At 44.9% G+C, this 25,505-nt stretch carries 32 protein-coding genes; 18 read left to right on the forward strand and 14 right to left on the reverse strand.

Translation table 11 applies throughout. The annotated features are described in order from the left end of the window. Positions 1-45: 45 nt before the first annotated feature. On the reverse strand, positions 46-1,959 hold the full coding sequence (locus ICN47_RS07005; RefSeq protein WP_216219219.1) for a ferrous iron transporter B: 1,914 nt from the start codon (positions 1,957-1,959) through the stop codon (positions 46-48). Then, positions 1,952-2,197, reverse strand: coding sequence for a FeoA family protein (locus tag ICN47_RS07010; protein ID WP_216219221.1), 246 nt, complete (start codon positions 2,195-2,197; stop codon positions 1,952-1,954). The genes ICN47_RS07005 and ICN47_RS07010 overlap by 8 nt, the downstream gene beginning before the upstream one ends. A gap of 186 nt (positions 2,198-2,383) precedes the next feature. Here ICN47_RS07010 and ICN47_RS07015 point away from each other — a divergent pair, with 186 nt between their 5' ends. After that, on the forward strand, positions 2,384-3,007 hold the full coding sequence (locus ICN47_RS07015; RefSeq protein WP_216219223.1) for an FMN-binding negative transcriptional regulator: 624 nt from the start codon (positions 2,384-2,386) through the stop codon (positions 3,005-3,007). Here ICN47_RS07015 and modA read toward each other — a convergent pair. Then, positions 3,004-3,750: a molybdate ABC transporter substrate-binding protein gene (modA, locus tag ICN47_RS07020; RefSeq protein ID WP_255538958.1), complete on the reverse strand. Its 747-nt coding sequence runs from the start codon at positions 3,748-3,750 to the stop codon at positions 3,004-3,006. The two genes, ICN47_RS07015 and modA, sit on opposite strands and share 4 nt — an antisense overlap. Positions 3,751-3,783: 33 nt before the next feature. Beyond that, entirely contained in the window at positions 3,784-4,809 is a 1,026-nt protein-coding gene (locus ICN47_RS07025) for a substrate-binding domain-containing protein (RefSeq protein ID WP_216219224.1), read from the reverse strand. Positions 4,810-4,931: 122 nt separating this feature from the next. On the opposite strand from ICN47_RS07025, the gene ICN47_RS07030 reads away from it, so the two are divergent. Together ICN47_RS07030 and ICN47_RS07035 are read left to right on the forward strand one after the other, a co-directional pair. Beyond that, a complete protein-coding gene (locus ICN47_RS07030) occupies positions 4,932-5,702 on the forward strand; it encodes a substrate-binding domain-containing protein (protein ID WP_255538967.1) in 771 nt (256 codons plus the stop codon). 18 nt (positions 5,703-5,720) lie between these two features. After that, positions 5,721-5,945, forward strand: a complete 225-nt coding sequence (locus ICN47_RS07035; protein ID WP_216219225.1) for a molybdopterin-binding protein — start codon at positions 5,721-5,723, stop codon at positions 5,943-5,945. 82 nt (positions 5,946-6,027) lie between these two features. Here the strand turns inward: ICN47_RS07035 and ICN47_RS07040 are convergent, their stop codons facing one another. After that, positions 6,028-6,609, reverse strand: a complete 582-nt coding sequence (locus ICN47_RS07040) for a hypothetical protein (protein ID WP_255538959.1) — start codon at positions 6,607-6,609, stop codon at positions 6,028-6,030. Positions 6,610-6,799: 190 nt separating this feature from the next. On the opposite strand from ICN47_RS07040, the gene ICN47_RS12970 reads away from it, so the two are divergent. From ICN47_RS12970 to selD, 6 genes are all read left to right on the forward strand, one after another. Further along, positions 6,800-7,654 (forward strand): YbgC/FadM family acyl-CoA thioesterase, encoded by an 855-nt coding sequence (locus tag ICN47_RS12970; protein ID WP_255538960.1) that lies wholly within the window; start codon positions 6,800-6,802, stop codon positions 7,652-7,654. Positions 7,655-7,661: 7 nt separating this feature from the next. Continuing rightward, positions 7,662-8,243, forward strand: coding sequence for a hypothetical protein (locus ICN47_RS07055; protein ID WP_216219227.1), 582 nt, complete (start codon positions 7,662-7,664; stop codon positions 8,241-8,243). Positions 8,244-8,367: 124 nt separating this feature from the next. Beyond that, positions 8,368-9,660 (forward strand): DEAD/DEAH box helicase, encoded by a 1,293-nt coding sequence (locus ICN47_RS07060; protein WP_216219229.1) that lies wholly within the window; start codon positions 8,368-8,370, stop codon positions 9,658-9,660. A gap of 50 nt (positions 9,661-9,710) precedes the next feature. Continuing rightward, positions 9,711-10,820, forward strand: a complete 1,110-nt coding sequence (locus ICN47_RS07065) for a transglutaminase family protein (RefSeq protein ID WP_216219230.1) — start codon at positions 9,711-9,713, stop codon at positions 10,818-10,820. A gap of 154 nt (positions 10,821-10,974) precedes the next feature. Continuing rightward, complete coding sequence (locus tag ICN47_RS07070) at positions 10,975-11,388, forward strand: TlpA disulfide reductase family protein (protein WP_216219231.1); 414 nt, start codon at positions 10,975-10,977, stop codon at positions 11,386-11,388. A gap of 24 nt (positions 11,389-11,412) precedes the next feature. After that, complete coding sequence (gene selD, locus ICN47_RS07075) at positions 11,413-12,474, forward strand: selenide, water dikinase SelD (protein WP_216219233.1); 1,062 nt, start codon at positions 11,413-11,415, stop codon at positions 12,472-12,474. Here the strand turns inward: selD and mmsB are convergent. Both mmsB and ICN47_RS07085 read right to left on the reverse strand, forming a co-directional pair. Then, a complete protein-coding gene (gene mmsB, locus ICN47_RS07080) occupies positions 12,471-13,355 on the reverse strand; it encodes a 3-hydroxyisobutyrate dehydrogenase (RefSeq protein WP_216219234.1) in 885 nt (294 codons plus the stop codon). The genes selD and mmsB overlap by 4 nt on opposite strands. A gap of 11 nt (positions 13,356-13,366) precedes the next feature. Further along, entirely contained in the window at positions 13,367-13,645 is a 279-nt protein-coding gene (locus tag ICN47_RS07085; protein WP_216219235.1) for a cupin domain-containing protein, read from the reverse strand. 57 nt (positions 13,646-13,702) lie between these two features. Here ICN47_RS07085 and ICN47_RS07090 point away from each other — a divergent pair, with 57 nt between their 5' ends. Further along, positions 13,703-13,996 carry a DUF1330 domain-containing protein gene (locus ICN47_RS07090; RefSeq protein WP_216219236.1) on the forward strand — a complete coding sequence of 98 codons (294 nt, stop codon included), beginning with the start codon at positions 13,703-13,705 and terminating at the stop codon, positions 13,994-13,996. Positions 13,997-14,057: 61 nt separating this feature from the next. On the opposite strand, the gene ICN47_RS07095 is transcribed toward ICN47_RS07090, so the two are convergent. Continuing rightward, positions 14,058-14,246 carry a hypothetical protein gene (locus tag ICN47_RS07095; RefSeq protein ID WP_028819023.1) on the reverse strand — a complete coding sequence of 63 codons (189 nt, stop codon included), beginning with the start codon at positions 14,244-14,246 and terminating at the stop codon, positions 14,058-14,060. 162 nt (positions 14,247-14,408) lie between these two features. Here ICN47_RS07095 and ICN47_RS07100 point away from each other — a divergent pair, with 162 nt between their 5' ends. Together ICN47_RS07100 and ICN47_RS07105 are read left to right on the forward strand one after the other, a co-directional pair. Next, a complete protein-coding gene (locus ICN47_RS07100) occupies positions 14,409-15,383 on the forward strand; it encodes a tripartite tricarboxylate transporter substrate binding protein (protein WP_216219237.1) in 975 nt (324 codons plus the stop codon). A gap of 20 nt (positions 15,384-15,403) precedes the next feature. Further along, on the forward strand, positions 15,404-16,987 hold the full coding sequence (locus tag ICN47_RS07105; protein WP_216219238.1) for a rhodanese homology domain-containing protein: 1,584 nt from the start codon (positions 15,404-15,406) through the stop codon (positions 16,985-16,987). Positions 16,988-17,043: 56 nt separating this feature from the next. Here ICN47_RS07105 and ICN47_RS07110 read toward each other — a convergent pair whose 3' ends face one another. Next, a complete protein-coding gene (locus ICN47_RS07110; RefSeq protein ID WP_216219240.1) occupies positions 17,044-18,093 on the reverse strand; it encodes a fumarylacetoacetate hydrolase family protein in 1,050 nt (349 codons plus the stop codon). A 114-nt stretch (positions 18,094-18,207) separates the two neighbouring features. On the opposite strand from ICN47_RS07110, the gene ICN47_RS07115 reads away from it, so the two are divergent. Both ICN47_RS07115 and ICN47_RS07120 read left to right on the forward strand, forming a co-directional pair. Continuing rightward, a complete protein-coding gene (locus ICN47_RS07115; protein ID WP_216219241.1) occupies positions 18,208-18,513 on the forward strand; it encodes a hypothetical protein in 306 nt (101 codons plus the stop codon). Between the two features lie 4 nt (positions 18,514-18,517). Beyond that, positions 18,518-18,739, forward strand: coding sequence for a TIGR02450 family Trp-rich protein (locus ICN47_RS07120; RefSeq protein ID WP_216219244.1), 222 nt, complete (start codon positions 18,518-18,520; stop codon positions 18,737-18,739). A 53-nt stretch (positions 18,740-18,792) separates the two neighbouring features. Here the strand turns inward: ICN47_RS07120 and ICN47_RS07125 are convergent, their stop codons facing one another. Further along, positions 18,793-19,311 (reverse strand): hypothetical protein, encoded by a 519-nt coding sequence (locus tag ICN47_RS07125; protein ID WP_216219245.1) that lies wholly within the window; start codon positions 19,309-19,311, stop codon positions 18,793-18,795. A gap of 115 nt (positions 19,312-19,426) precedes the next feature. Here ICN47_RS07125 and ICN47_RS07130 point away from each other — a divergent pair, with 115 nt between their 5' ends. Continuing rightward, positions 19,427-19,816 carry a group II truncated hemoglobin gene (locus ICN47_RS07130; RefSeq protein WP_216219246.1) on the forward strand — a complete coding sequence of 130 codons (390 nt, stop codon included), beginning with the start codon at positions 19,427-19,429 and terminating at the stop codon, positions 19,814-19,816. Positions 19,817-19,831: 15 nt separating this feature from the next. On the opposite strand, the gene ICN47_RS07135 is transcribed toward ICN47_RS07130, so the two are convergent. Further along, complete coding sequence (locus ICN47_RS07135) at positions 19,832-20,809, reverse strand: tripartite tricarboxylate transporter substrate binding protein (protein WP_216219247.1); 978 nt, start codon at positions 20,807-20,809, stop codon at positions 19,832-19,834. Positions 20,810-20,873: 64 nt separating this feature from the next. Here ICN47_RS07135 and ICN47_RS07140 point away from each other — a divergent pair, with 64 nt between their 5' ends. Next, positions 20,874-21,629 (forward strand): TerC family protein, encoded by a 756-nt coding sequence (locus ICN47_RS07140; RefSeq protein WP_216219248.1) that lies wholly within the window; start codon positions 20,874-20,876, stop codon positions 21,627-21,629. Positions 21,630-21,656: 27 nt separating this feature from the next. Here the strand turns inward: ICN47_RS07140 and ICN47_RS07145 are convergent, their stop codons facing one another. From ICN47_RS07145 to ICN47_RS07155, 3 genes are read right to left on the reverse strand one after another with little or no spacing between them, the layout of a single operon-like run. Then, on the reverse strand, positions 21,657-22,874 hold the full coding sequence (locus ICN47_RS07145) for an NAD(P)/FAD-dependent oxidoreductase (protein WP_216219249.1): 1,218 nt from the start codon (positions 22,872-22,874) through the stop codon (positions 21,657-21,659). Positions 22,875-22,877: 3 nt separating this feature from the next. After that, the gene (locus ICN47_RS07150; RefSeq protein ID WP_216219250.1) at positions 22,878-23,387 is read right to left on the reverse strand and encodes an ion channel; all 510 of its coding nucleotides are present in this window, start codon (positions 23,385-23,387) and stop codon (positions 22,878-22,880) included. Positions 23,388-23,421: 34 nt separating this feature from the next. Then, the gene (locus ICN47_RS07155) at positions 23,422-24,279 is read right to left on the reverse strand and encodes an LOG family protein (RefSeq protein WP_216219251.1); all 858 of its coding nucleotides are present in this window, start codon (positions 24,277-24,279) and stop codon (positions 23,422-23,424) included. A 176-nt stretch (positions 24,280-24,455) separates the two neighbouring features. On the opposite strand from ICN47_RS07155, the gene ICN47_RS07160 reads away from it, so the two are divergent. Beyond that, positions 24,456-24,647, forward strand: a complete 192-nt coding sequence (locus ICN47_RS07160) for a hypothetical protein (protein WP_216219252.1) — start codon at positions 24,456-24,458, stop codon at positions 24,645-24,647. Positions 24,648-24,705: 58 nt separating this feature from the next. Then, a complete protein-coding gene (locus tag ICN47_RS07165; protein WP_255538962.1) occupies positions 24,706-25,503 on the forward strand; it encodes an ABC transporter substrate-binding protein in 798 nt (265 codons plus the stop codon). Positions 25,504-25,505 lie beyond the last annotated feature (2 nt).

Consider the following 25,505-nt stretch of genomic DNA (forward strand, 5'->3'; position numbering starts at 1 on the left):
TTTAAATACTTCGCCAAATCAAAAGCCACCCTCGGGTGGCTTTTTCTATCCTAGGCCAAAGAAGCAGGCGACTCGATAGGTAATGAAGGCGGCTAAATACGCCAAGCCAAATAGGTAACTGAGCATGATGATAGGAATTTTCCAACCACCAGTCTCCCGCTTTACCGCAGCAATCGTAGAGAGGCACTGAGGTGCAAATACAAACCAAGCTAAAAGCGACAATGCAGTTGCTAGAGTCCAACTTGCAGAAATTAATGGCACTAAAGCATCTGCAGCATCGGCACTAGAGCTCGATAAAGCGTAGACCGTTGCCAAGGAACTAACTACCACTTCACGAGCAGCCATACCAGGAACTAAGGCAATACTAATCTGCCAATTAAATCCAATGGGCGCAAAGATGTGAGCCAAAGCCTGCCCTAACATGCCAGCAAAACTGTATTGAATAGCCGATCCAGTAGCACCCTCGGGTGGAAATGGGAAACTAGAGAGCACCCACAGAGCAATCGTCATGATCAAAATGATTCCACCTACCCGACGCATAAATATCTCTGCGCGTTGCCAAAGGCTAATTGCTAAATTACTGATGCGAGGCAGATGGTAGCTTGGAAGCTCCATCATGAGTGCATTCATTTTGAACTGCTCACTTGTAAAGCGTTTTAATATCCAGGCCACGCCCATGGCACCTAAGATGCCAGACAGGTAAAGCAAAAATAAGACTAAGCCTTGCAAATCAATGCCTACCCAAAGCTTTTGCTCTGGAATGAATGCCGAAATTAATAATGCATACACCGGCAAGCGTGCAGAACAGGTCATCATGGGTGCAATTAAAATGGTGACCAAGCGATCACGTGTATTTGAAATACTGCGCGTCGCCATGATGCCGGGAATAGCGCAAGCAAAACTGGATAAGAGTGGGATAAAAGATCTGCCAGACAAGCCAACTGAGCCCATCACTCGATCCAATAAATACGCAGCACGCGGCAAGTAACCCGACTCTTCCAACAAAAGAATAAAGAAGAACAAAATTAAGATTTGGGGAAGGAAGATGATGACGCCGCCCAAGCCTGCCAATATTCCATCAATCAGAAGACTACGAACCCAGGTATCTGGCAGCAAGGCTCCAATTTGGGCGCCCAAGATCTCAATAGCACCTTTAATAAGCTCCATCGGTAAGGTTGCCCAACTAAATACCGCCTGAAATATACAAAACAGTAATGCCACCAAAATGATAGGGCCAATGACTGGATGCAACAGCACGGAATCTAGGCGATCACTCAATTGGTCCGGAATAATCTTATCCAAGCCCAAGCGCTGCAAGATTTTTTGCACTTGAATATTGTCTGACTCAGTATGCGCAATGTGAGAGGCCACGTTTTCTAATGTGGCATCACCCGTACCAGTCTGCATAGCACTTAAGTTGCGCCAATCAAGCTTGGATAAAAATGCCTTGATGTCATCTGCACCGCTTGCCTCAATTCCCACGCTAGTTAATACGGGCAAACCGAGCTCATCCGATAGAGCTGCTGTATCAATGCTTAAGCCTTGGCGCTGAGCAATGTCGAGCATATTCAACACCACAACACAAGGAAGGCCTAGGCGCTTAGCCGCAAGCACCAAGCGCAAGTTTCTTCTGAGGTTCATCGCACTTAAAACACAAATGACGAGATCAGGTCGCTTTTCACCCTGCGCCCTACCTAAGAGGACATTGCAAGTTACCTTCTCGTCTAAGGAGCGAGGATACAAACTATAAGCACCAGGCAAATCTAAGATACGAATATTTTTTCCAGAATCTAAGGGGAGGCGCCCTTCTTTTCTTTCAACCGTTACACCAGAGTAGTTGGCGACTTTTTGTCGGCTGCCAGTCAATAGATTAAATAAAGCAGTCTTCCCACAGTTGGGGTTGCCCAGCAAAGCTACAACAGGTTCATTTGAGAAAAAATGAATTTTGGATTCAGACATGCGCAATACATTCAACAGAAATCATGCGCGCTTCAGATTGGCGCAGCGCAAAAGTGGAGGCCCCCACGCGGACCATATAAGGACCTTTTCCCAATAATCCCTTACGGAGCACGCTGACCTGCTCGCCAGGCAAAAATCCAATGTCTTCCAGCTGCCCTTTAATTTGCGGAGCACCCTTTGGAGCAATAATTTCGCTAACGCGATACAAACTACCCAAATCGACCTGGTCTAAATTCATTCAATACGCTTTTTGATGAGCTAATAAGCCATTATATCCATTAATGAAAATGAATATCATTCATAAAAGATGCTCATCCCATGCTGAATAATGGTCTATTTACGCCCTTTAGTGCTTGATCCATGACAAAAACTCGAGGCTTAAGGCATAGTGTTATTTATTCCTATAGCCTCGGAGACGCTGTTCATGTATTTGCCCAAACACTTCCAAGTTGATGATCTAGAGATCTTGGCTAAGCTCATCAAAGAATATCCATTAGCCACCCTCTTTGGTGTGCTTGATGGCCAAACGGAAATTAATCATCTCCCTTTAATGCTTAGCGAGGACAAGACTCGCTTATTTGGGCATGTTGCCAAGACCAATCCCCTGCTCCGCATTGCTGAACAAACAGTACCGCAACTGACTGCGGTATTTAATGGTCCCAATGCCTATGTGACACCATCTTGGTATCCATCCAAACAAGAGGCTGGAAAAGTGGTCCCCACCTGGAATTACGCAGTAGTTCATGCACAAGGCAATCTTCGCGTTATTCATGATGCCGACTGGTTGCGAAGCCATGTTGCCCAAATGACCAATATCCATGAGCCAACTTATCAATCTCACTGGAAATTAGATGATGCTCCCGAGGAATACGTTCAGATGATGCTCAAGGCAATCGTCGGAATTGAAATTGAGATCAGCAGCTTAGTGGGCAAATTTAAATTAAGTCAAAACCGTCCTGCCCAAGATTATGCAGCGGTACTTTCTGAGCTTAATAATTCTCCTGATAAGACACTGCAAGAGATGGCTAAATATATGAAGCCCGATTAAGGGGTGATGTAGCCATACTTTTGCAAGATGCCCTTAGCTTGTGGGCTTTGCATAAATTGATATAGCTCGATCGCCTCTTTAGGTGCGCGCTTCATTAAGACCATACGCTGAGCAATGGGCTGGTATTGCTTGCTATCAAGCACGGTATAGGAAGTTTCTTTTGCAACATCGGCAGAGCTTGCAAGCGATAGCGCAGTAAAACCCACGTCGGCAGCACCAGAAACAACATACATCGTGGCAACGCCGATATTGTCACCATAGATCAACTTATCTTTTGCCAGCTCCCAAAGCCCTTCTGCTTTCAGGTACTCGATAGCCGCTTTGCCGTATGGAGCTAGATCCGGTTTCGCAATTGCAACCTTGTTTGCGTTGCCAATTAACTTAGCGAGATCAGCCTTATTTTTTAGTGATGAGGCATTAAATGATTTTTTAGAAATGAATGTCAATTTACCAATGGCATAGACAGTACCCTCATTAATCGTTTTTCCCTGCCTGTATAGCTCAAGTGGAAAATGCTCATCTGCTGATATAAAGAGTTTGAATGGAGCGCCATTCATGATTTGGGCGGTAAAGTTTCCTGAAGATCCGTAAACCACTCTAAAGTCAGATTGATTATTAGTCTTATATGCAGCAGCAATTTCCGTAAATGCCTCTTTCATATTGGCCGCAACTGCAACCATCACCGGCTGAGCGCCGAGGCTTTGAGAACATAGCAAGATGAGACTTACGATCAGAGTGCGCAAAATGGGTCCTTGTTGGATAAGATCAGTTTAAGCTTAAATCCATCCGGTGATTTGCCGCTTTAAACCCACGGACTTATAGCCCGCGAACTCTTCCGATAGCTGACGAATACGACGCACCAGCTTCATCACATCCTTGTTAAGAGTTAGCTCCTCAGACATGGCCAAGAAAAATAACTCATCTTTCAGCTGAATAAAATCTAGACCATTCTCGATCGCAACGCTCTTCACGCCCACTCCAACATCTGCCTTTTTGGCAAGAATAGCGTTAGCAATAGCGGAATGGGTGAACTCTTCTCGCTCGTAACCATTAATTTGTTTGGGATCTATTTTTTCTTTTGTCAAAAGCGTATCTAACAACAGTCTTGTACCTGAGCTTTTTTGTCTATTCATGAAACGAATTTTGGGACGCACTAAATCCTTGATCCCTAAAATATTGAGTGGATTCCCCTTAGCAACCATTAAGCCCTGAACTCGTTTCATAACTGGAAATATCTCCATACCCTCTTTTTGCAAACGCTTGGCAATGGTCTTCGAGGCTTGAGGCTCTGAAACATGGTATCCGGCAATATCTACTTCGTAGTTGAACAAACGCTCTAGAGCTTCACCAGAACCTGCAGTGCTTAATTCGAATTTTTCAAAATCACCTACAGCAGCCTGAATAATGGGATCACTACTGCTGGCAAATTTCCACTGTTTCTCAGACTTATCACGAAAGAGTGCAAAGCCTTCTTCTAAGTGTGCAAGACTGGTTTGACCAAGACGCCGAGTCTTATCATCAAAGTCATCTGTAAATTGAATGAGATATTGAGCGTATTCAGAAAGTTGGGAGCCATGCCCACGGACACGATCCATCAGCTTAAAGCCCAATGCAGTTTCTACTTCATTGACCTTTTGCCAAACATTGCGATAAGACAGGCCAGCCTTTTTACATGCTGCCATCAAGGTTTTGCCCTGATCTATATCCTTTAATAAGCCCGTCAGCCATACCAAATCAATGACTGCAGGATCTTTGCTTGCCTTGCTGCCAAAGACTAAGGTTGGCCTAATCTGAATTCGCATATGTAATTTATTGCATATTGATATTTTGTAATATGACAGATATTAACTGAACACCTTAGGGACAACAAATGAAAGCTTTATTGATGCGCTTCCTTGCACTCGCAATCACAACCATCAGCCTCATGATCCAGCCTGTAAATGCTCAGGAAAAAAGCATCGTCGTTTCCTCGACCACTTCTACAGAGCAATCTGGTTTATTTGGATTCATTTTGCCTATTTTTAAAATGAAGACCGGCATTGATGTCAAGGTTGTTGCCGTTGGCACAGGACAAGCCCTTGATATTGGACGCCGTGGTGATGCTGACGTAGTTTTTGTTCATGACAAACCAGCGGAAGAGAAATTTGTTGCTGAAGGCTATGCTACCCAGCGCAATGAAGTGATGTACAACGATTTCGTCCTCATTGGACCAAAGTCTGACCCAGCAAAAATTAGTGGAGGCAAAGATATTCAAGCAGCCTTTAAAAAGATTGCTAGCTCACAAGCACCTTTTGTATCTCGCGGCGATAAGAGTGGCACCCATGCAGCTGAGCTGCGCTATTGGAAGGATGCCGGAATTACCATCGCCCCAGGAACAAATTGGTACAAAGAAACTGGTTCAGGGATTGGGCCTGCCCTCAATACCGCCTCCGCCATGAACGGTTACATCCTGGCAGATCGTGCTACCTGGCTCACCTTTAAAAATCGTGGCGATCTTGCAATCCTTGTTCAAGGCGATCCCAAGCTCTTTAATCAGTACGGTGTAATGTTAGTGAATCCCGCAAAATTTCCCAATGTTAAAAAGGCAGAAGGACAAGCATTCATTGACTGGCTTCTGTCAAAGAATGGTCAAGACGTTATCGCCAGTTATCAAGTTGGTGGGGAACAACTTTTCTTCCCAAATGCTAAGAAATAAATTTAACTAGGAGAAATCATGGAACTAAAAGTTAAACTCAGCGCACGCAATACGCTCAATGGAAAAGTTGTTGAGCTCAAGATGGGCCAAACGACTTCACATGTGAAGATAGATATTGGCGCCGGTCATATTGTCACTGCATCTATCACCAATGAGGCGGTCGATGAGCTCAACCTCAAGGTAGGCGATGAAGCATGGGCGGTTATTAAAGCCTCTGATGTGATGGTAGCCAAAAGCGCTTAAGTGATGCAAGGCTAATGAAAAAGCCCGCAATTGCGGGCTTTTTACATCCATAAACTACTGGATCTCATACTGATTTACTGATTTATTTCTTAGGCGTTACGAAACCAATCGCAGTGTCGTCTACGAACTCAATCATCACGTCATCGCCTGCTTTAAATTTCTCAAGTCCAAGAACGCTTGGATCCACTTTAACTTTTTGCTTCTCACCACTAGGCATAGTGAAAGTCACAATACGTGTTTTTGCATCGATCGTAGAAATCTTGACGGTGGCATAAATAGTATCTGTAGTTTCTTCAAATGGCTTGGCAGAACCTTTGCCAGCAATAGTGACTGAGCGCACTCCAGAAACGCCTGGTTTTGCATCCTTCACTGCGGCAGTAAGACCAACAGCAACAGCTTGCGCATGCTCAACCAAAAATACATCTCCCTTTTTAACTTTTTCTAAATCTTTAATCTGTTTTGATACATTCATTTGCGCCAAATTACCGTTTGCGTCCTTTAGAACGATGATGCGCTTTTTAACGTCAACAGAATCAACCGTAGCATTTAATACAACTGCATCCGCTGCCAATGGCACCATTTTGGCTGGCACTTGGGCGATTGCAGAGGCTGCGAAAACAAGACCTGCCGATGCAAATAAACTAGCAATGAGTGTTTTTTTCAAGATAACTCCTAATAAGGGGTGAAGGTTAAATGTGCATCCAAAGGGAGGTCACACATTCATTGTACCCATGCCACCTTAAATTCCTAGTCCTAGTGCCATTCTCCCTTTAGACCCTGTTTTGGCAAGTTTGGTAAATTAGCTTAGGAATTCAACCCAAGCGCATAACTTAGAGAACTGGACCTTAGTGATCTTGATTCAATCCTGGCAAGAAGCTGCAAAGGCAGCATTTGCCATTCGTCAAAAAGTCTTTATCGAAGAGCAAGGGGTTCCAGAAGATCTGGAGTTAGATGAATTCGACCCACTGGCAACCCATGCCCTCGCTTTTCAGAAATCTGAGTGCATAGGCACAGGCCGACTAGTGCCCCTTAAGGATAAATGCGGCCAAATCGGCCGAATGGCCGTGCTTCCTGACTATAGAAATACTGGGGTTGGACGAGCCCTATTAGAGCAACTCATTGAACATGCACGATCCCTTGGCATACAGAGCCTCGTCCTACATTCTCAAGTCGTAGCTATTCCCTTTTATGAAAAACACGGTTTTCGGGTACAGGGGGATATTTACGATGAAGCAGGTATTCCACATCGTAATATGATTCTTCTATTACCGAAATTAAATTCAGTTCAAATGCCTACGACCCCTACCCCCTATTTACATCGCGTTTGTTACTCCGATACTGATGCAGCTGGCTTTGTCTACCATGGTCGCTATCTTGAGATTTTTGAACGCAGCCGAGCTGAATGGCTCTATCAACACGACCTCAGCCCCACCAAGTTAGTGAATGAGTTTGGCATTCTATTGCCCGTTCGCGAGCTCACGATGAACTTTTATAAACCGGGTCGACTAGACGATCTTCTCTATATTGATCAAGTAATTGAACATCGCGGCCGAACCCAGGTTGCAGTAAAGCAAACCGCTAGTCGCATGATTCATGAAGGCAATGCCGATGACTTACAAATTATTGCAAGCGCTCTACTTCACATTGTTTGTGTCGACACCACGACGCTAAAACCTAAAGCAATACCTGACTGGCTTTTTATTGATTGATTGAAATATGGCTGATGGAAAATTACTGACTTTTGTCAAAGGACTCACTGTTTTGCTAGAACAACACGCTAGCGAAGAAGTGATATTCACCCAAGGAAAAAAGCTGCTCGAGAATTTAATCTCGGTTGATGACTGGCTTCCTAATGAATTCGCTCAGCCGCACCCTCAGTATTACCAGCAATATTTACTGTATGCAGATCCCTTTGATCGATTTTCAATCCTCAGCTTTGTATGGGGCCCTGGTCAAAAAACGCCAGTACATAACCATACTGTTTGGGGCATGATTGGCCAATTACGCGGTCAAGAGAAAGGTACTCTCTACTACCAACAAGCGGATGGAAGCTATAAGCCTGGATCACCCACGATCTGTTCACCAGGCCATGTCGATACCGTCTCCCCCAATACACATGACATTCATGAAGTTGCCAATAACCATCAAGACCAAACTTCAATCAGCATTCATGTTTATGGCGGAAATATGGTCAAAGTTGAGCGCGCCGTATTTGATCCTATTACGGGTAGCGAGAAAGTCTTTATTTCCGGCTATGCCAATAGGCTTGTGCCTAACCTCTGGAGCCAGTCTCAATAAATTGGCACACGGAGCTAATGGCTTAAAATAGAGATTCTTACTGCAAATGCTTTAGCGTGGCAGTTCACCCCATTGGCCGGGATAGTCTTTTAATTGAATACGGGCCAATATTTCTTTGGTCCCTATGTTATTTACAGAACTCGGTTTATCCGAACCCATTCTTCGCGCTATCGCAGAAGAAGGCTACACCAGCCCTACCCCTATTCAAGCCAAATCTATTCCCGCTGTTTTAAAAGGGGGGGATCTACTTGCTGCAGCTCAAACCGGCACGGGTAAAACCGCTGGATTTACGCTTCCTATTCTGCAACGGCTTAGTAGCAGCAAAACAAGCGGCGGTAAGCGTTTATTGCGTGTATTGATTCTGACCCCTACCCGTGAATTAGCCGCTCAAGTTCAAGAGTCTGTAATGACTTATGGCAGATATACCGACCTCAAGTCCACCGTCATCTTTGGCGGTGTTGGTGCCAATCCACAAATCAAAGCGATTGCTGCTGGCCTAGATATCTTGGTGGCAACGCCAGGTCGACTTTTAGATTTAATGTCACAGAAATGCGTCTCTTTGGATGCGGTTGAGATTTTGGTTTTAGATGAAGCAGATCGCATGCTGGATATGGGCTTTTTACGGGATATTAAAAAAGTCTTGGCAGCCTTGCCCAAAAAGCGTCAGAACCTGTTATTTTCTGCAACCTTTTCAGATGAAATCAAATCCCTCGCTGACGGCTTATTGAATTCTCCTGAGTTAATTGAAGTAGCGCGTAGCAATAGCACCAATGAGGCAATTGCCCAATTAATCCATCCTGTGGATCGCACTAAGAAGCAGGCTTTGCTTGCTCACCTCATTAAAGGCAACGATTGGAAACAAGTCCTAGTCTTTACGCGCACAAAGCATGGTGCCAATAAGCTGGTAACTCAATTAGAAAAAGATGGCATTACTTGTATGGCTATTCATGGCAATAAAAGCCAGTCAGCACGTACCAAAGCCTTGGCTGACTTTAAAGCTGGGAAACTCACAGCATTAGTTGCAACCGATATTGCTGCACGCGGTATTGATATTGATCAACTACCCCATGTGGTGAACTTTGATCTGCCAAATGTTTCAGAAGACTATGTTCACCGCATCGGCAGAACGGGCCGTGCTGGCTCAAATGGTGTGGCAGTTTCTTTGGTATGTGTCGATGAACACCAAATGCTTCGAGATATTGAGAGGCTGATTAAGCAAAAACTGCCGCAAGAAATTATTGCTGGATTTGAACCAGATCCAAATGCTGTGGCACAACCGATCCAATTACGCAGCCAGCAGCACCAACAATCTAGAAAACCGAGTACTCAAAAACCTGGTGGCGGTAACGCGAACTCAGGACGAGGTAAACCTGCAGCCAAGCGCAGCAGCCCACCAAAGAAGAGCTTTAGCAGATAACTCATCCTATAAAATAGAACTTTAATTGACCACAGCATAAGCAAAAACATATGACCTTTAATCGCCGTTCAGTCCTCAAAACTCTCGCTGGCGCTTTCGTGCTGCCAGTATTCAACCCAATCTCGAATGCTTTGTCTCAAACTACATCCGAGTGGACTACTTACGAAATAGTGACGGAAGTTAACTTAGAGTCCCCAAAAGGCTTTGCAGAAACTTGGATTCCTCTGCCACTGGTTCTCGATACTGACTACTTTAAAACGCTAGCCATTAGATCTGAAGCGAGCGATCCAAAAGCAATCAGTCAAGTCTACGAAACCCCAAACAGGCAAGCTCGCATGCTTTGGACTAAATGGGATAAGTCAGCAGATAGTCATACCGTCAAGGTATCTATGTTGATAAGCACACGCAATCGTAATCAAACGTTTTCTACTCCTAACCCCGCCATCAAATTAAGCAAGGGTGAGCAAAAGTTTTGGACTCGTGGAACCCACTACCTACCTGTAGATGGCATCGTTAAATCCAAATCTATAGAAGCCCTTGCCAAGCTACCAAATAACGCTAGTGATATCGATAAAGCAAAAGCTATATACAACTGGGTTGTTGACAATACCTATCGCAACGCCAGCACTCGTGGTTGCGGTCAAGGCGATGTGAAGCTCATGCTTGAAACCAATAATCTTGGTGGTAAGTGCGCTGATATCAATGCCGTATTTGTGGCATTAGCACGATCCGCCGGCCTTCCTGCGCGTGATGTCTACGGTATTCGTGTCGCGGACTCTGCTCGTGGCTATAAGAGCTTGGGTAAGGCTGGCGATATCACCAAAGCTCAACATTGCCGTGCAGAATTCTATGCAGCTGGCTATGGTTGGATCCCCGTTGATCCTGCCGATGTGCGTAAAGTCATCCTAGAAGAAACTGGCGGTTTAGCAGTCACCGATCCCAGGGTAGTGGCAATTCGTGATTATCTTTTCGGCAACTGGGAAATGAATTGGATGGCCTATAACTACGACCATGATTTATCCCTGCCTGGATCTAAATTAGGTAAAAATGGAGACATTCCTTTCTTGATGTATCCGCAAGCCGAAAATACAGAAGGTCGCTTCGACTCCTTGGATCCAGACAACTTTAAATACAAAATCACTAGCAGACGTATTGGGTAAGCATTTCCTTTCCTATTACTCTTTTCTTCTAATGGATATGCCAGCCAAGACTTCAATTTTTTCGCTGGCATTTTCTTGTCTAGTGCTTTTGAGCAGCCATTCACATGCAGAATGGAAGTCGCCCTCCCAAATAGGAGTAAATCAAACTCCTAGCTTGCAGCTAAAGAATTTATCAGGCCAAACAATTGACCTGAACGCCTATAAAGGCAAAGTTGTCGTTGTCAATTTCTGGGCAAGCTGGTGTGAACCCTGCAGAGAAGAATTCAATGAACTCATTCAACTGCAGGAAGACTATCGATCCAAAGGCTTGGTTGTTCTTGCAGTAAATCTTGCAGAAATGCAGCCTCGTATTACCCAGTTCTTGAAGGGTAATGGGATTTCAGAGAATAAGCTTGAAATTTTGCTAGACCGAAATAGCATTGCCTACAAATCCTGGAAAGCTAGAGGCATTCCAACTACTTTCCTCATTGGTAAAAATGCTAAGGTTGAGGGTGTGTGGATAGGCGCCATAGATAATGTTGATTCCGATGCGGTCAAAGGAAAAATTGAGTCCCTTTTACGTCAATAGATTGAAGTCTGATACTGTTCTGCTATGAATTTACCCACTACCCCCACTGAACCCCGCCTAACCTCCCTATCGCATGGAGGCGGCTGTGGCTGCAAAATTGCACCAGGTGTTCTTTCTGAGATTTTGAAGAATGTTCCGCAACTGCCCTTTCCGAAAGAACTACTCATCGGCATTGAGACATCCGATGACGCGGCGGTTTATCAAATTAATGAATCCCAGGCAATCGTAGCAACAACCGATTTCTTCATGCCGATTGTGGATGACCCATTTGATTTTGGGAAAATTGCGGCTACCAATGCCATCAGCGATATCTATGCAATGGGCGGCACCCCTTTGTTTGCTCTGGCATTAGTGGGTATGCCCATTAAAGTCTTATCCAACAAAACGATTGCTCGCATCCTGGAAGGTGGCGCTGAAGCATGTCGTAGCGCAGGCATTCCCATTGCTGGCGGACACACGATTGATTCTGTTGAACCAATTTATGGACTAGTGGCCATTGGAATCGTTGATCCTAAGCGCGTTAAAAGTAATGCTTCCGCACAGGCAGGTGATGTTCTCATTCTCGGCAAACCACTAGGTGTTGGCGTCTTGTCAGCAGCGCTAAAAAAAGATGTGCTCGGACCAGATGGTTACAAAGAGATGATTGCCAACACCACCAAACTCAATTCTGCAGGCCCCGACCTTGCAAAGCTTCCAGGTGTTCATGCCCTCACCGATGTCACTGGCTTTGGTTTGGCGGGGCACATGTTAGAGCTAGCAAGAGGGTCTCATTGCACGGCGCACATTGACTGGAGCCAAGTGCCCCTTCTTTCGAATGTTGAGCAATTTGCTGAGGATGGAATAGTGACTGGCGCCTCTGGTCGCAACTGGGAGAGTTATGGGCATGATGTTGCCATCCCTGCAAACTTTAGCGCAGCACAGTTAGCACTATTAACCGATCCTCAAACTAGTGGCGGACTCTTAGTATCGTGCAGCCCTGAAACTGTTAAGACGGTACTAGAAATTTTCAATCAACACCACTTTTTAGGCGCTCGCGTCATTGGGCAGATGAGTAAATCTCAAGATAAACCGGTGGTGGTTTCTTAATCGGCTTTCTGTAGATTGAAGACACTCGAGAAATCGAGCTGTCCATTGCCGGCTTTGCTATGGCTTTCATATAAGTATTGCGCCAATTTACCCAGCGGAATATTAGCTTCTAGATTTTCAGCATTTTCTACAGCCAGCCCCAAATCTTTCAGCATTAAATCAACGCCAAAGCCACCAGCGTAGCCTTTAGATGAGGGTACATTTTCCATTACACCTGGACAAGGGTTGTACAACTCTAATGCCCAATTGCGACCCGAACTTTTAGACATAATGTCCGATAGCACTTTGGGATCCATGCCATTGGCAATTCCTAAACGGAGAGCCTCACTAGTGCCCAGCATCTGGATACCCAACAACATGTTGTTACAGACCTTCACCGTTTGGCCGGCACCACTGTTACCTGCGTGAAAAATATTCTTACCCATTTTTTCCAGTAAGGGACGAGCACGCTCTACATCCACCCCTTCTCCGCCAACCATAAAGGTCAAGGTGCCCGCTTGCGCGCCAGCAGTTCCACCGGAAACCGGCGCATCAATCATAGCGAGACCTTTTTCTTTTGCGGCGGCTGCTACGGCCTGGGCAACCTTAGGTGAAATTGTTGAGCAATCAACTAATAAAGTCTTGGGATTTGCATGTACTAATAAACCATCAACCCCAAGATATAGGCCTTCAACATGCCGTGAGGCCGGCAGCATGGTAATCACAATATCGGCATCTTTGGCGGTGGCATTTGCATTGGATGCAATAGCACCACCAGCACCAGAGAATGCCTCCAACTGACTCTGGACTAAATCAAAACCCATCACTTCATGACCTACTTTTAGCAAGTTGAGCGCCATTGGCAAACCCATATTGCCTAAACCAATAAATCCGACTTTCATATCGCCCCCAATTAAATAACGGATTGCTTTCTAGCGGCTAAATATTTCACGCCCTGTAAGCCATAGGATTCTGCATGCAACTCTTCGTAACTCAAATGAAAAATATCACCCGGCCCAAAGGTTTGACTCTGATGGTCAATGACCAAATCAATACTGCCACTTAAGACAAGCGCTTTAACCTCAAATGGATGCGTATGCAGATCTAAATGCCCATTAGGTTCACGCTGCACCTCCACGGGATCAGGATAAGCCTCTCGTTTTAGTAATTGGATAAATTCTTCACGGTTCATTCCTTTACTATAGCGCGGATATACACTCCTATCATTGCGCTAATTTCACGAGGTGATATGTCATTCAAAGTTATAGGTTTAATTGAATTAACGGATCAAGGTGCTTTTGAGCAATACCGCAATCAGGTCAGTCAAACAGTAGAGCTATATAGAGGCCACATCCATGTGCGCGGAACGATAACTGAACTCTTTTGGAATGAGCTAGGCTGTGCACCCTTTCATGCTTATGTTGAACTTGAGTTTCCCAGCACGGAAGATGCCTATGCATGGGCGCATAGTCCCGACTACCAAGCTTTAGTTCCCATTCGAAATAAAGCCATGAAGCTAACCCTGTTTGGGGTAGCTATTTAACGCACCCAAAAAAGAAGCCTAGCGTTTGAAGGCTAGGCTTGCTATGACATTGGGGAAAGAATTACTTCTTAGCTTCCATCGCCTCTTTTGCAGCAGTAATTTCTTTGCGACGCTCTTTGCATGCACCAGCAATTTCTTGCAAGGCTTTACGAGCACGCGCTGCTGATGCCTTAATTCCTTTTTCAATAAATTTTTCGTTTTCGGCTTTGTAAGTTTCAAAAGCAGCTAACAATGTATCGTGTTGTGACATCGTGTCTCCTATTAATCTAAAAAATATTCATTCCAACAACGCAGTCAGTATATCCCTATAAAAACTATAGAAATTAGCCCATTTCATCAGGGATAACGCTTAGAAAGCAGGGTTCAGCCAAAATGGGTACATTGGATAAAAATATACTCGGAGACTTAAGAGATGCTAAAAAAGTGGATTCTATTGGCGGTAACAAGCCTAATTGCCCTCACGGCAGGCGCCCAAACGAGCTCCTGGCCCAACCCAGGAAAGCCGATCACCTTTATTAACCCCTTTCCTCCAGGTGGCGCCGTAGATGCCTTTGGGCGTCCTTTGGCGAGACAACTCTCCACTCAGCTTGGCACTTCCATCGTAGTCGATAACCGCGGTGGCGCCGGAGGCACTCTTGGTGCTGCAGTTGCAGCAAAAATGGCACCCGATGGATATACCTGGCTACTTGGTGCAGTGCACCACTCGATTGCTCCAAGCATGTACCCCAGTCTTCCTTATGACATCACCAAAGATTTTGAGCCGATTGCAATTATCGGCAGTGTTCCGCATGTGATTGTTGTTAACCCCACTAAGTTTCCAAAGAATGATCTCAAATCCATCATTGAAGAGATTCGTAAGCATCCAGGTAAATATAATTACGCCTCCACTGGCAACGGCACCTCACAGCATTTGACAGGTGAATTATTTAAGATGCAAAACAAGTTATTCATCACCCACATTCCCTATCGCGGCACAGGACCGGCACTCCAAGATGTAGTGGCAGGACAAGTAGATATGATGTTTGACACATTGGCAGGTGCTGCACCATTTATTAAAAATGGCCAGCTCACAGCGATTGCTATCGCCAGCAGCAAACGAAGCGATGCATTTCCGAATGTTCCAACAGCGCAAGAATTAGGCATCTCCAATTTCGTTGTCTCTAGCTGGTATGCTCTTTGGGCAATTAAAGGGACGCCAAAAGATATTGTTGAAAAGATGAGTGCCGAAGTGCAAACAGCCCTAGCCTCTCCCGATATCAAGGAGCGCTGGGCAGGCATGGGTGCAAGCGTTCCCAAAATGTCACGCTCTGAGCTTTCTACCTATATCAACCAAGAAGTAGTGCGCTGGAGTGAAGTGGTTAAAAAATCCAACGCCAAATTAGATTAATTTAAATCATTAGAGGCAATATGAGCATCAACACTAAAGACTACACATTTATTCGTAACAAACTTCTCAATAAAGAGGAGATTGCTTTCTTAGACGTACGCGAAGAAGATCCCCATGCACAAGAGCATCCACTATTTGCCGCTAATCTTCCTCTATCTCACATTGAAATAGATGCCTTTAGCAAACTACCGCGCAATGATATTCCAGTGGTTACTTTGGATGATGGCGAAGGTTATGCACAACTTGCTGCGGAACGTTTAATTGCTCTAGGTTATAGCGACGTGTCCGTCTTTTCTGGTGGGGTTTCCAACTGGAAATCTGCTGGTGGTGAAGTATTTAAGGACGTCAATGTACCAAGCAAGTCCTTTGGTGAGTTTGTTGAATCAAAAAGACATACCCCTTCCCTCTCTGCTCAGGAGGTGAAGCAGATGCTAGATGCCAAAGAAGATGTAGTGGTAGTTGATGTCCGCCGCTTTGATGAATACAACACCATGAGTATTCCAACTGGCATTAGTGTCCCTGGTGCAGAGTTAGTACTACGGGTACCAGAGCTTGCGCCCAATCCTAAAACGAAAATTATTGTCAATTGCGCCGGGAGAACCCGTAGCATTATCGGCACACAATCCTTGATTAATGCGGGTATCCCTAATGAGGTCAACGCTCTGCGCAACGGGACTATTGGCTGGACCTTGGCAGGACAGGATCTCGATAAAGGACAAACGCGTCGCTTTACCGAAGTGAGCGAAGGCACAGCAAATACTGCCGCAGATCGTGCACGTAGTGTTGCCGATCGCACTGGAGTTAAAAGAGCTACCCTAGCCGATATCGAGAATTGGAAAACACAAACAGACCGCACTACTTACTTCTTTGATACCCGTACACCAGAAGAATATGAAGCGGGTCATCTTCCAGGCTTTCGATCAGTGCCAGGGGGCCAACTAGTTCAAGAAACTGAAATGGTGGCTCCTGTTCGGGGTGCACGGATTGTGCTTGCCGATCCAAGTGGCGTGAGAGCCAATATGCCAGCATCCTGGTTAGCTCAAATGGCTTGGGATGTTTATGTACTGGATGGCATGCAAAAAGAAATGCTTACTGAAAAAGGTATTTGGAGGGCTGCTTTGCCCTCACTCCCTCGAGTAAAAACCGTTGATGCTAAAACGGTTTCTTCATGGCTAAAGACTGATAGCAATACGATCGCCATTGATTTCAGTACCCATGCTAATTACGTTAAGGGACACGTTCCCGGTAGTTGGTATGCCCTTCGCTCACAACTGAAGGAAGCGCTAAAAAGCATTCCTCAAGTCGACCGCTACGTACTGACTAGTACCCCTAGTGAATTAGCCTTTTTTGCAGCCCCTGAATTTGCAGCGCTCAGCAATGCAGAGGTCTACGTATTAGAGGGCGGCACTAAAGCCTGGATGGATGCAGGTTTAGAGGTAGAAAAGGGGCCTACCCATTTAGCCTCCCCAGCCTTAGACCGATATAAGCGCCCCTATGAGGGGACCAGCGTTGATCCAAAAGCGATGCAAGCCTACTTGGATTGGGAGTTTGGTCTTGTGGAGCAGCTAGGCAAGGATGGCACTCACCACTTTTGGGTACTGTGAGTTTTAGCCATAAAAAAATGCCGGAGCCTTTAAGCTCCGGCATTTTCATTTTGCAATTAAGCAATCTTGTTGCGGATGATGCCGACCCCGGTAATTTCAGTTTCCATCATATCGCCTGGCTTCAAAAACTCTGGAGGCTTTCTACTATTGCCAACGCCTGATGGCGTTCCAGTGGCAATGATGTCGCCCGGCAATAGAGTGAGGCTGCGAGAAAGCTCGGCAATCACTACTGGAATTTTGAAGAACATCTGTTTGTAACTGGCGTTTTGCTTCTCCACGCCATTCACACGACAAATAATCCGCGTGTCATCCAAGTTAACACCGCCTGCAGTCACGATCCAAGGCCCCATAGGCCCATGGCCATCCAAGCTCTTACCTTTAAACCATTGGCCAGAATGGCGCTTTTGTTGGACATCACGAGCCGTAGTATCGTTATAAGCCGCGTATCCAAAAACATAATCCATGGCATTTTCCTCAGAGATATTTTTACCCTTCTTCCCAATCACCACAGCGAGTTCCGCCTCCCAATCAATCATGGTGGAATAACTTCCATCATAAGGAATGGTGTCAAACGGACCGTTCATGGTTTGCGTTCCCTTAGTGAAGAGCACCGGCACCGTTGGATATTCTTTTACACCCTGATCAGCACGTCTATCTTTACCCTCTTCAAAATGATCTAGATAGTTCCAGCCGACGCAATAAATATTGCTACTAGGATTAGGGATGGGAGAAAGTAAGGCTACTTGATTTACATTAGCTAGCTTAGTGCTACGCCCCTTAAAGATCGCAGCTAAATCTAATAGCCCTTGATTTCCAGCGGCTGCCAATGAAACCATGGAAGTCGGATCAAAAGAAAGTTTGATTTTTTGACGCGTAGCTTCTGCGGGTATATCCACCACAAAGCCATCATTGGTAACAAGACCCAATCTTGATGAAGCGCCCATTTTTGGAATGTAATTAGCAACCCGGAAGCCCGCCTTACCAGTCAGCGGTTCAACAACGATATTTTGGGAGTCACCTGGGGCTGCGATTGCACTAGAAATAAACATACTGCCCATAGCGGCTGAAGCACCTAATTTAAGGGCATCTCTTCGATTTGTATCCACTTCGTCTCCTTGATCTATTTGGTTAGTCGTTGTTTTAGCAAACAATCTGCTGTAAATATTAATCCTAAAAAGAGTTCTAGGGCAGAAAATTGAAAACTTCGCTATGCTTGGTCCATGATTAGCCAAAAGCCTCAACTCCTAGTAATTTTGATTGCCCTTATGTCCCTTACTGCATGTGAGCGAGATAACTACACCACCTGGACCTGCACATCATCAACGGAGACAAAGATATCTATGGTGCTTAAAAAAGCACAAATGCAATTTAAGGATCTTCAGCTCGATTATTGTGGCAGCTTAGGTGAGCGCAGCTACTTTGCACAAAAGTGCCCGGCTGATATTCAAGAATCCACTTATACCTTCACCTCTTCAACAGGGGCGCTCCTAGGCAATCGTCAGCAATATCAATGCAACGCACTTTAAGCCCATGAACCGCATCAGCCCCAAGAAATTACTACTCAGCAAATGGACTGCGGTTCAGCCCATTGCTAAACAAAAGCACTTCTTAGTAAGCAAAGTCATCCTACCTGAAGAGCCTGAGCAAGCCATTGAATTCGTCGAGATTGAAGCGGTTTACAGCAAGAAAACTTCGCAGATTCCTTGGCGCGATCTCACGAATTCTGAAAAATGGTTACAGGGCTGGAAATAAAAAAGCCGCCACTTATTTGCTAAGGGCGGCTTGATTGATTGAAGTAACGCGCTTTACTTTTTTCCGCCAGAAGATTTATTCACGAGATCATCAATTTTATTTTCAGCAGCTTCCGCCACTTGATTGACAATTTTTCTACCTTCTTTAAACATATTCTGCCCCGTAGTGGACATTTCATTCACGACCTTAGATAACCGATCTGCCTGAGCCGGCATTTTATTTTCAGCATCCTCCAGCCAACTTACTAATGAACTTCGAACTTGCTCAAGATGCTTCTCAGTCTCATCAGCCGCGCCTTCGCTGATATCCTTAAGCACTGACTTAACTTTCTTTTGGTATGAAGCTGCACGCTTAGCAGCCTCTTTCGCAGCTTCTTCTTGTAAGTCTTTTAGCTTCGACAAGTCATTCTTAGCTGCTGATTTAGCGCTATCCAAGGCATTTTTCATACCCCATTCCATCTCGGCAATATGATGCTCACTTAATTTTTTAGCGGCATCTAATAGCTTATGCGAATATTCAAAAAGCTCTTTTGCTTTTTCTCTTTGCCATTTTTGTAGATCTTTTGTATCCATCTTCACTCTCCCTTGTTTTAAAGTTTATGAAACTGCCCTATCTGACTCTGATTCCACTCTATACCGAAAAAGGAAAACTGCCAATTGTCCCGTTTCCAGGCATTAAAATAAAGGTATGAGTGAACGAAAAAACCTTTATGACTGTATTGGTGGGGTCGATAAGATCGATGAATTGGTTGATCGCTTCTATGACCTCATGGCTCTTGAGCCTAGCTTGGTGGAGCTAAGGGAAATGCATCCTCAGGACCTCTCAAACTCACGAGAGAAGCTGAAATTTTTCCTCACTGGCTGGATGGGTGGACCTGATATCTACTCACCAAAGTATGGCCACCCAATGCTACGCGCACGACATTTACCTTTTAAGATTGGCCTTAAAGAGCGCAATCAATGGTTAACTTGTATGTATCAAGCGTTAGAGGATTGTGGTATCGAGGGCGATGTGGCCAAGCAATTAGAGGAATCTTTTTTTAATACTGCAGACTGGATGCGCAACCAGCCTAATTAAGCAACAAGTCTTGCTCTAATCCACTTTTGCCCCTGCTTGCTTGACCGCCTTAGCCCAACGTGGCATTTCGTTATTTAAAAACTTTGTAAATTGCTCGGCGTTTAAATAAGCGGGATCTGCACCCTGATCAATCATCTTCTTTTGTATATCAGGAGATTCAAGAGTTTCCTTAAATGCCTGACTCAGCTTGTTAGTAATTTCAGGAGGAGTGGCTTTAGGTGCCAAGATTCCATAAAAACCAACTACCTCAAGATTAGCTACACCCGTCTCTAGGACGGTTGGTGTATTGGGCAATGCAGGGTTACGCTTTGCGCTAGTAACCGCAAGGGCCTTCACCTTTCCTTGTTTGGCATAGTTTGCAGCTTGAGGAACGGATTCCGCCATAAATTGCACATGCCCAGCAATCAAATCGGTAAACGCAGGCGCACTCCCCTTAAATGGAATGTGCACCATGAATATGCCCGTTTCATTTTTCAACATCTCAGGAACTAAATGTGAAATGCCGCCATTACCAGCAGAGCCGTAATTTATTAGACCTGGGTTTGCTTTGGCATAAGCAACAAACTCTTTTAAAGAATTTGCGGCGACATCCTTATTCACAATTAACGCTAATGGTTGTTGGGCAGTCCGCGCTATCGGCTGAAAGTCCTTCAGAGTGTCATAGGGTGATTTTGTATAAATCGCTGGATTGATCACCATTGTGCCGGTATTCGCCAATAGCAATGTGTAGCCATCCGGCGGAGATTGCGCGACGAATTGAGCGCCCACAGCACCACCCGCACCAACCTTGTAATCCACAATAATAGGTTGCCCCAGTGAAGCTTGCAATTTTTCAATCAACAGGCGGATATGGGCATCTAGAGGTCCGCCCGCCGGAAATCCAATGATGATTTTGATTGGTTTATCGGGGTAAGCAGCATGCACAGCGCCAAAAGCTAACAGAAGCAAGGCCCCAAGCAAGAATGTCCTGATGATTTGTGTGGGCTTAACCATAGAAATTACACCTTCAATTTACTTAGATACACTTTACCTTAAGTAAAACCCTGCAAAAGCAAACATGATCGATAGCCTTCTACAGCTAGTGAGCGACCCCAATGCCTGGATCGCTTTTTTAACACTCTCTGCCTTGGAAATTATTCTGGGCATTGATAACATTATTTTTATTAGCGTCATAGCCAATCGCCTTCCTCTAGAGATTCGTGAAAAGGTGCGTCGTTTTGGTTTGATATTTGCGCTGGTAACCCGCATTCTTTTATTGCTCAGCCTATCTTGGGTCATGAGCTTAACCAACCCGCTGTTGATCATTCTGGATCACTCCATTAGCGGAAGAGATTTAATTTTATTACTGGGCGGCTTCTTTCTAATTTGGAAAGCTTCAAAAGAAATTTATACAGAGGTAGAAGTTGGCGATCATGCGGATGGTGACAGCGCTAGCAGTAGTTCGAATGCTAATAAATCGATGTTTACTTTATTTATAGGCTCTGTCATTCAGATTGGACTACTCGATATCATTTTCTCACTTGATAGCGTGATTACTGCCGTCGGTATGGTGGATCAAATTAGCGTCATGATTGCGGCAGTACTTGTCTCTGTGATGATCATGCTCATTGCAGCAAAACCCATCGGAGACTTTGTACATCGTCACCCCTCGATCAAAGTATTGGCACTTTCTTTTTTGACGGTCGTAGGTGTGGTTCTGATTGCCGAAGGTATGGGCGTTCACATACCCAAGGGATATGTGTATGTGGCTATGGCCTTTTCTTTATCTGTAGAGTTGCTCAATATCCGCTCTCGAGAAAAGAAGAAAAAATAAGCGGTTAGGTAAGGCTACCTTGCTAGCCTAAAGTGCTTGCGCACAGGCAAAACCGCTTGCCCAGGCCCACTGAAAATTATGCCCGCCTAAATGGCCGGTGACGTCCACGCATTCGCCGATAAAGAATAGTCCCCGATGCTTACGAGACATCATCGTTTGACCATCTAAGTCTTTAGTATCGACTCCACCTAACATCACTTCTGCTTTTTTCCAGCCCAAGGTTCCGGCTGGTTTAACTGACCAGTTGGTGAGCAATTCTTTGAGTGACTGTCGATCCTTTTTTGAAACTTCAGCCCACTTCTTTCCGAGTAGATTTTTTTGCTCAGCAAATGCTTTGGCTAGGCGCTGAGGCAAGACAGATGCCAGTATTGTTTCCGTGAGCTTTAAATGATTATCTTCATGATTAAATAACGCATCACAATTAAAACCGCCAGGGCGCTCAATTGCACCCAACCAATCTACATGTATAGGTTCACCCTCGACCCAATAACTACTTGCTTGCAGCACTGCTGGACCAGAAAGCCCCTTGTGCGTTAGTAGCAGATCTTCATTAAAGCGGCAGGCACCATAGCGCTGGCCTTTAGAGCCCGAGGCAATCCTGACTGGGACAGCCAGTCCCGCTAAGTCATTCAGATTTCCGAAAGTTTCGGCCGTAAAGGACAAAGGTACTAATGCCGGCCTTGGCTCAATCACATTCAAACCAAGCTGCTTAGCAATATCCAAAGAATAGGCGCTGGCTCCAATAGCCGGAACTGGTAATCCGCCAGTGGCCATGACAACTGCCTTTGCCTTCTCGACACCTTGCTGAGTTTGCACGAGCCATTCATCACCTTCATGTCCGATGGACTGCACAGAGACAGGATGACGTATCGTCACCTTTCCCTTAGCGCACTCTGCCATCAACATCGCAATAATTTGCATAGCAGAGTCATCGCAAAATAATTGTCCTTGATGTTTCTCGTGATAATCGATTCCATATGCAGTGACAAGCTTGATGAAATCCTTCGAGGAATATCGGGCTAATGCACTTTTAACAAAATGGGGATTTAAAGAAAGAAAATTGGCTGGGCTACTATGCACATTAGTGAAATTACAGCGGCCTCCGCCACTAATGCGAATCTTTTCACCCAATACTTCAGCATGGTCAAGCACTAAAACGTTTTTACCCAACTGCCCCGCAACACCAGCGCAAAATAAACCTGCAGCACCACCGCCAATAATGACGGCATCCCATATTTTGCTCATGGATCAATGAAAGCGATCAATGATTTCCGAAGAAATATTGAGTTTTTCCATGTGCAGTTTGGTGTAAGCCTGACGAAAATTTTTCGTCATAGAAATCATGACAGATGCTGTCCAAGCAAAAGCAAACATGCCAGAGAACGCAATAATGACTGCCAGCATCTTCCAGCCGTTTGGCAGGATATCTTCCATAAAGCCCATGGCGGTATAAGTGCTGCCAGCAAAAAGAATGCTATCCCCAAGATTAGGTAATAAGCGGAATAGATATAAAGCAAATCCCCAGATCACAATCTCAGCGATATGGGCTAAGAACAAACCAAATACGCTGATATAAAAACAAATGGCAACTGATGAATATCTCTTTTCAGAGAGATATAAGAATGTTCTCACTTCGTAGCGCTTAGCAATTTGCAGCAGCGCGATACCGTGAAAGATGATCACCACGATCAAGATGCTTGCACCTAGCAAATAGGCTGGCAAGTCTAGTTCGGTAGCGAGGCTGAGATGTGTATTCATGGTCTGAGATATTTAGGCCATTTTACAGGGGCTGTTAAGCCAGGCTGTACCAATCACGAATGATGTTCCATGCCTCTTGAGCAGTTTCGACAAAATATACCCCCTCGAGGTCCGTTTCATCTATCACACCAAATTCAATCATTTGCTTGAAATTCACCATCTCCATCCAAAAAGACTTACTCACCAAAATGACTGGGAAGCGAGCCACCTTCTTGGTCTGCATTAAAGTTAGCACTTCAAACAACTCATCAAAGGATCCAAATCCACCTGGGAAAGCCACAATTGCTCTTGCCCTGAGCATGAAGTGCATCTTGCGTAGCGCAAAGTAATGAAACCGAAAACTTAAACCCTCGCTGATATAAGGATTCGGATGCTGCTCTCTTGGCAGACTGATATTAAATCCGATTGTTTCATCACCCGCCTCAAAAGCGCCGCGATTCGCAGCCTCCATAATTCCAGGGCCACCACCGGTACAGATATAAAGCTTATTGCTTCCCTCGGATTGTGTGGCGTTGTATTGCGCTACGATGCCACCAAACTCTCTGGCCGATTCATAATATTTACTGTGCAATACGGCTTTTTTAGCAATCTCTAAAGCCTCAGGCGTAGTAGCTTTAGCTTCCATGTCTAGCGCATGGTCGTAACTGACAAAACGGGTCGAACCAAACACAGTAATAGTGTGCTCAATGCCATGCTCATTTAACAGAATTTCTGGCTTGAGTAATTCGAGCTCAAAACGAATTCCAATGGTTTCTCGACGCGCTAGAAATGCCTCATCGTCAAAGGCAAATTTATAGGAATCGCTAGAACTTTCCTCTGAAATCTGACTCTTCTTCAGGTTTAGAAAATCCGTGATTGTTTGAGAATTATTGGTTGGAAGCTTGGAGTTCATAAGGCTATCTTTGATGTAGACAATGTTTCATATTAGCGCTTGAATACCAAGCCTTCCATTTATTGGCTTTGAGCCAAAAACTAGTATTAACACCTAGCCTAGGGCTTATATGGATTTACCCAGGTTCGAAGAAAGGTTAATATTGTCACAATTTCAACCAAATCGAAGGAAAAGCAATGAGCAACCGTTCAATCATCATCATGGTACTAGTATTAGTTGGTGCCACAGCCTATTTACTCCTTAAGGGTGACGGTAATATTGATATGGGTGGCGAGAAGCACGGTGCTGAAGCTACTCACGTTGAAGAGGCTAAAAAAGATGCTCCAGCCGCAGCTCCAGCTGCCCCTGCAGCAGACGCTAAGAAATAATTCTTTTTCAAGGAAAATTAAACCGCGGTTCGCCGCGGTTTTTTTATATCATTACCTGATGAAAATCATCGCCGCCCTGCTCTTCCTATTAATTTCACCAGCAAGCTTTTGCCAGCCCATGAACCAAATCGACCCCAAAATGATTCAATCCTTTGCCCCTACAGGAACCCTACGAGTCGGCATTAATCTTGGTAACCCAGTATTAGCGGGTCTTGATACTGCTACCCAAAAACCAAAAGGGGTCACGATTGATATTGCCAATGAAATTGGTAAGCGCTCAGGCATTCCAGTCGAGTTGATTCCTTTTCAAACTGCTGGATCAACTGTGGATGCTATCAAGACAGGCAATATCGATATGATTTTTGTTGCCATTGATCCTGTGCGAGGAGCTGATGTCAGCTATACCCCACCTTATATACAAATAGAGGGTGCCTATATGGTGAAAGCAAATTCTTCATTAAAGACCAATGAAGAAGTGGATCGCTCGGGAGTAGAAATCGTCGTTGGTAAAGGGAGCGCCTACGATTTATATCTGACACGTGAAATCAAAAATGCTGCTTTATTACGTGCCGCCAGCTCCCAAGCGGTGATTGATGACTTTATGGCCGGTAAAGGTAATGTTGCCGCTGGAGTAAAGCAGCAATTAGAAAGCGATGCAAAACGCTACCAAGGGTTACGTATGTTGCCTGGTCGATTCATGGTCATTAATCAAGCCATCGGCATTCCGAAAGCACGTCCCGATTATGAAAAGACAACGACATACTTAAGTAGCATCATTACTGACTTGAAGTCTTCTGGTTTTGTCGCTGAAGCAATGAAACGTCATAACATTCAAGGTGCTAAGGTGGCTGAATAAGC

The sequence above is a fragment of the Polynucleobacter sp. AP-Latsch-80-C2 genome (genome assembly GCF_018882185.1).
Taxonomy (GTDB): domain Bacteria; phylum Pseudomonadota; class Gammaproteobacteria; order Burkholderiales; family Burkholderiaceae; genus Polynucleobacter.

Excerpts from the sequence above, each read along its gene's own strand:
- ICN47_RS07130 (WP_216219246.1), top strand. The coding sequence starts at position 19,427 with ATGAGTGAACGAAAAAACCTTTATGACTGTATTGGTGGGGTCGATAAG.
- ICN47_RS07125 (WP_216219245.1), bottom strand. The coding sequence starts at position 19,311 with ATGGATACAAAAGATCTACAAAAATGGCAAAGAGAAAAAGCAAAAGAG.
- ICN47_RS07035 (WP_216219225.1), top strand. The coding sequence starts at position 5,721 with ATGGAACTAAAAGTTAAACTCAGCGCACGCAATACGCTCAATGGAAAA.
- ICN47_RS07010 (WP_216219221.1), bottom strand. The coding sequence starts at position 2,197 with ATGAATTTAGACCAGGTCGATTTGGGTAGTTTGTATCGCGTTAGCGAA.
- ICN47_RS07155 (WP_216219251.1), bottom strand. The coding sequence starts at position 24,279 with ATGAACTCCAAGCTTCCAACCAATAATTCTCAAACAATCACGGATTTT.
- ICN47_RS07095 (WP_028819023.1), bottom strand. The coding sequence starts at position 14,246 with ATGTCACAACACGATACATTGTTAGCTGCTTTTGAAACTTACAAAGCC.
- ICN47_RS07055 (WP_216219227.1), top strand. The coding sequence starts at position 7,662 with ATGGCTGATGGAAAATTACTGACTTTTGTCAAAGGACTCACTGTTTTG.
- ICN47_RS07150 (WP_216219250.1), bottom strand. The coding sequence starts at position 23,387 with ATGAATACACATCTCAGCCTCGCTACCGAACTAGACTTGCCAGCCTAT.
- ICN47_RS07115 (WP_216219241.1), top strand. The coding sequence starts at position 18,208 with ATGATTAGCCAAAAGCCTCAACTCCTAGTAATTTTGATTGCCCTTATG.
- ICN47_RS07025 (WP_216219224.1), bottom strand. The coding sequence starts at position 4,809 with ATGCGAATTCAGATTAGGCCAACCTTAGTCTTTGGCAGCAAGGCAAGC.
- ICN47_RS07135 (WP_216219247.1), bottom strand. The coding sequence starts at position 20,809 with ATGGTTAAGCCCACACAAATCATCAGGACATTCTTGCTTGGGGCCTTG.
- mmsB (WP_216219234.1), bottom strand. The coding sequence starts at position 13,355 with ATGAAAGTCGGATTTATTGGTTTAGGCAATATGGGTTTGCCAATGGCG.
- ICN47_RS07030 (WP_255538967.1), top strand. The coding sequence starts at position 4,932 with ATGATCCAGCCTGTAAATGCTCAGGAAAAAAGCATCGTCGTTTCCTCG.
- ICN47_RS07060 (WP_216219229.1), top strand. The coding sequence starts at position 8,368 with ATGTTATTTACAGAACTCGGTTTATCCGAACCCATTCTTCGCGCTATC.
- ICN47_RS07005 (WP_216219219.1), bottom strand. The coding sequence starts at position 1,959 with ATGTCTGAATCCAAAATTCATTTTTTCTCAAATGAACCTGTTGTAGCT.
- ICN47_RS07065 (WP_216219230.1), top strand. The coding sequence starts at position 9,711 with ATGACCTTTAATCGCCGTTCAGTCCTCAAAACTCTCGCTGGCGCTTTC.
- ICN47_RS07120 (WP_216219244.1), top strand. The coding sequence starts at position 18,518 with ATGAACCGCATCAGCCCCAAGAAATTACTACTCAGCAAATGGACTGCG.
- ICN47_RS07105 (WP_216219238.1), top strand. The coding sequence starts at position 15,404 with ATGAGCATCAACACTAAAGACTACACATTTATTCGTAACAAACTTCTC.
- ICN47_RS07160 (WP_216219252.1), top strand. The coding sequence starts at position 24,456 with ATGAGCAACCGTTCAATCATCATCATGGTACTAGTATTAGTTGGTGCC.
- ICN47_RS07015 (WP_216219223.1), top strand. The coding sequence starts at position 2,384 with ATGTATTTGCCCAAACACTTCCAAGTTGATGATCTAGAGATCTTGGCT.
- ICN47_RS07165 (WP_255538962.1), top strand. The coding sequence starts at position 24,706 with ATGAAAATCATCGCCGCCCTGCTCTTCCTATTAATTTCACCAGCAAGC.
- ICN47_RS07145 (WP_216219249.1), bottom strand. The coding sequence starts at position 22,874 with ATGAGCAAAATATGGGATGCCGTCATTATTGGCGGTGGTGCTGCAGGT.
- ICN47_RS07090 (WP_216219236.1), top strand. The coding sequence starts at position 13,703 with ATGTCATTCAAAGTTATAGGTTTAATTGAATTAACGGATCAAGGTGCT.
- ICN47_RS07100 (WP_216219237.1), top strand. The coding sequence starts at position 14,409 with ATGCTAAAAAAGTGGATTCTATTGGCGGTAACAAGCCTAATTGCCCTC.
- selD (WP_216219233.1), top strand. The coding sequence starts at position 11,413 with ATGAATTTACCCACTACCCCCACTGAACCCCGCCTAACCTCCCTATCG.
- ICN47_RS07140 (WP_216219248.1), top strand. The coding sequence starts at position 20,874 with ATGATCGATAGCCTTCTACAGCTAGTGAGCGACCCCAATGCCTGGATC.
- ICN47_RS07085 (WP_216219235.1), bottom strand. The coding sequence starts at position 13,645 with ATGAACCGTGAAGAATTTATCCAATTACTAAAACGAGAGGCTTATCCT.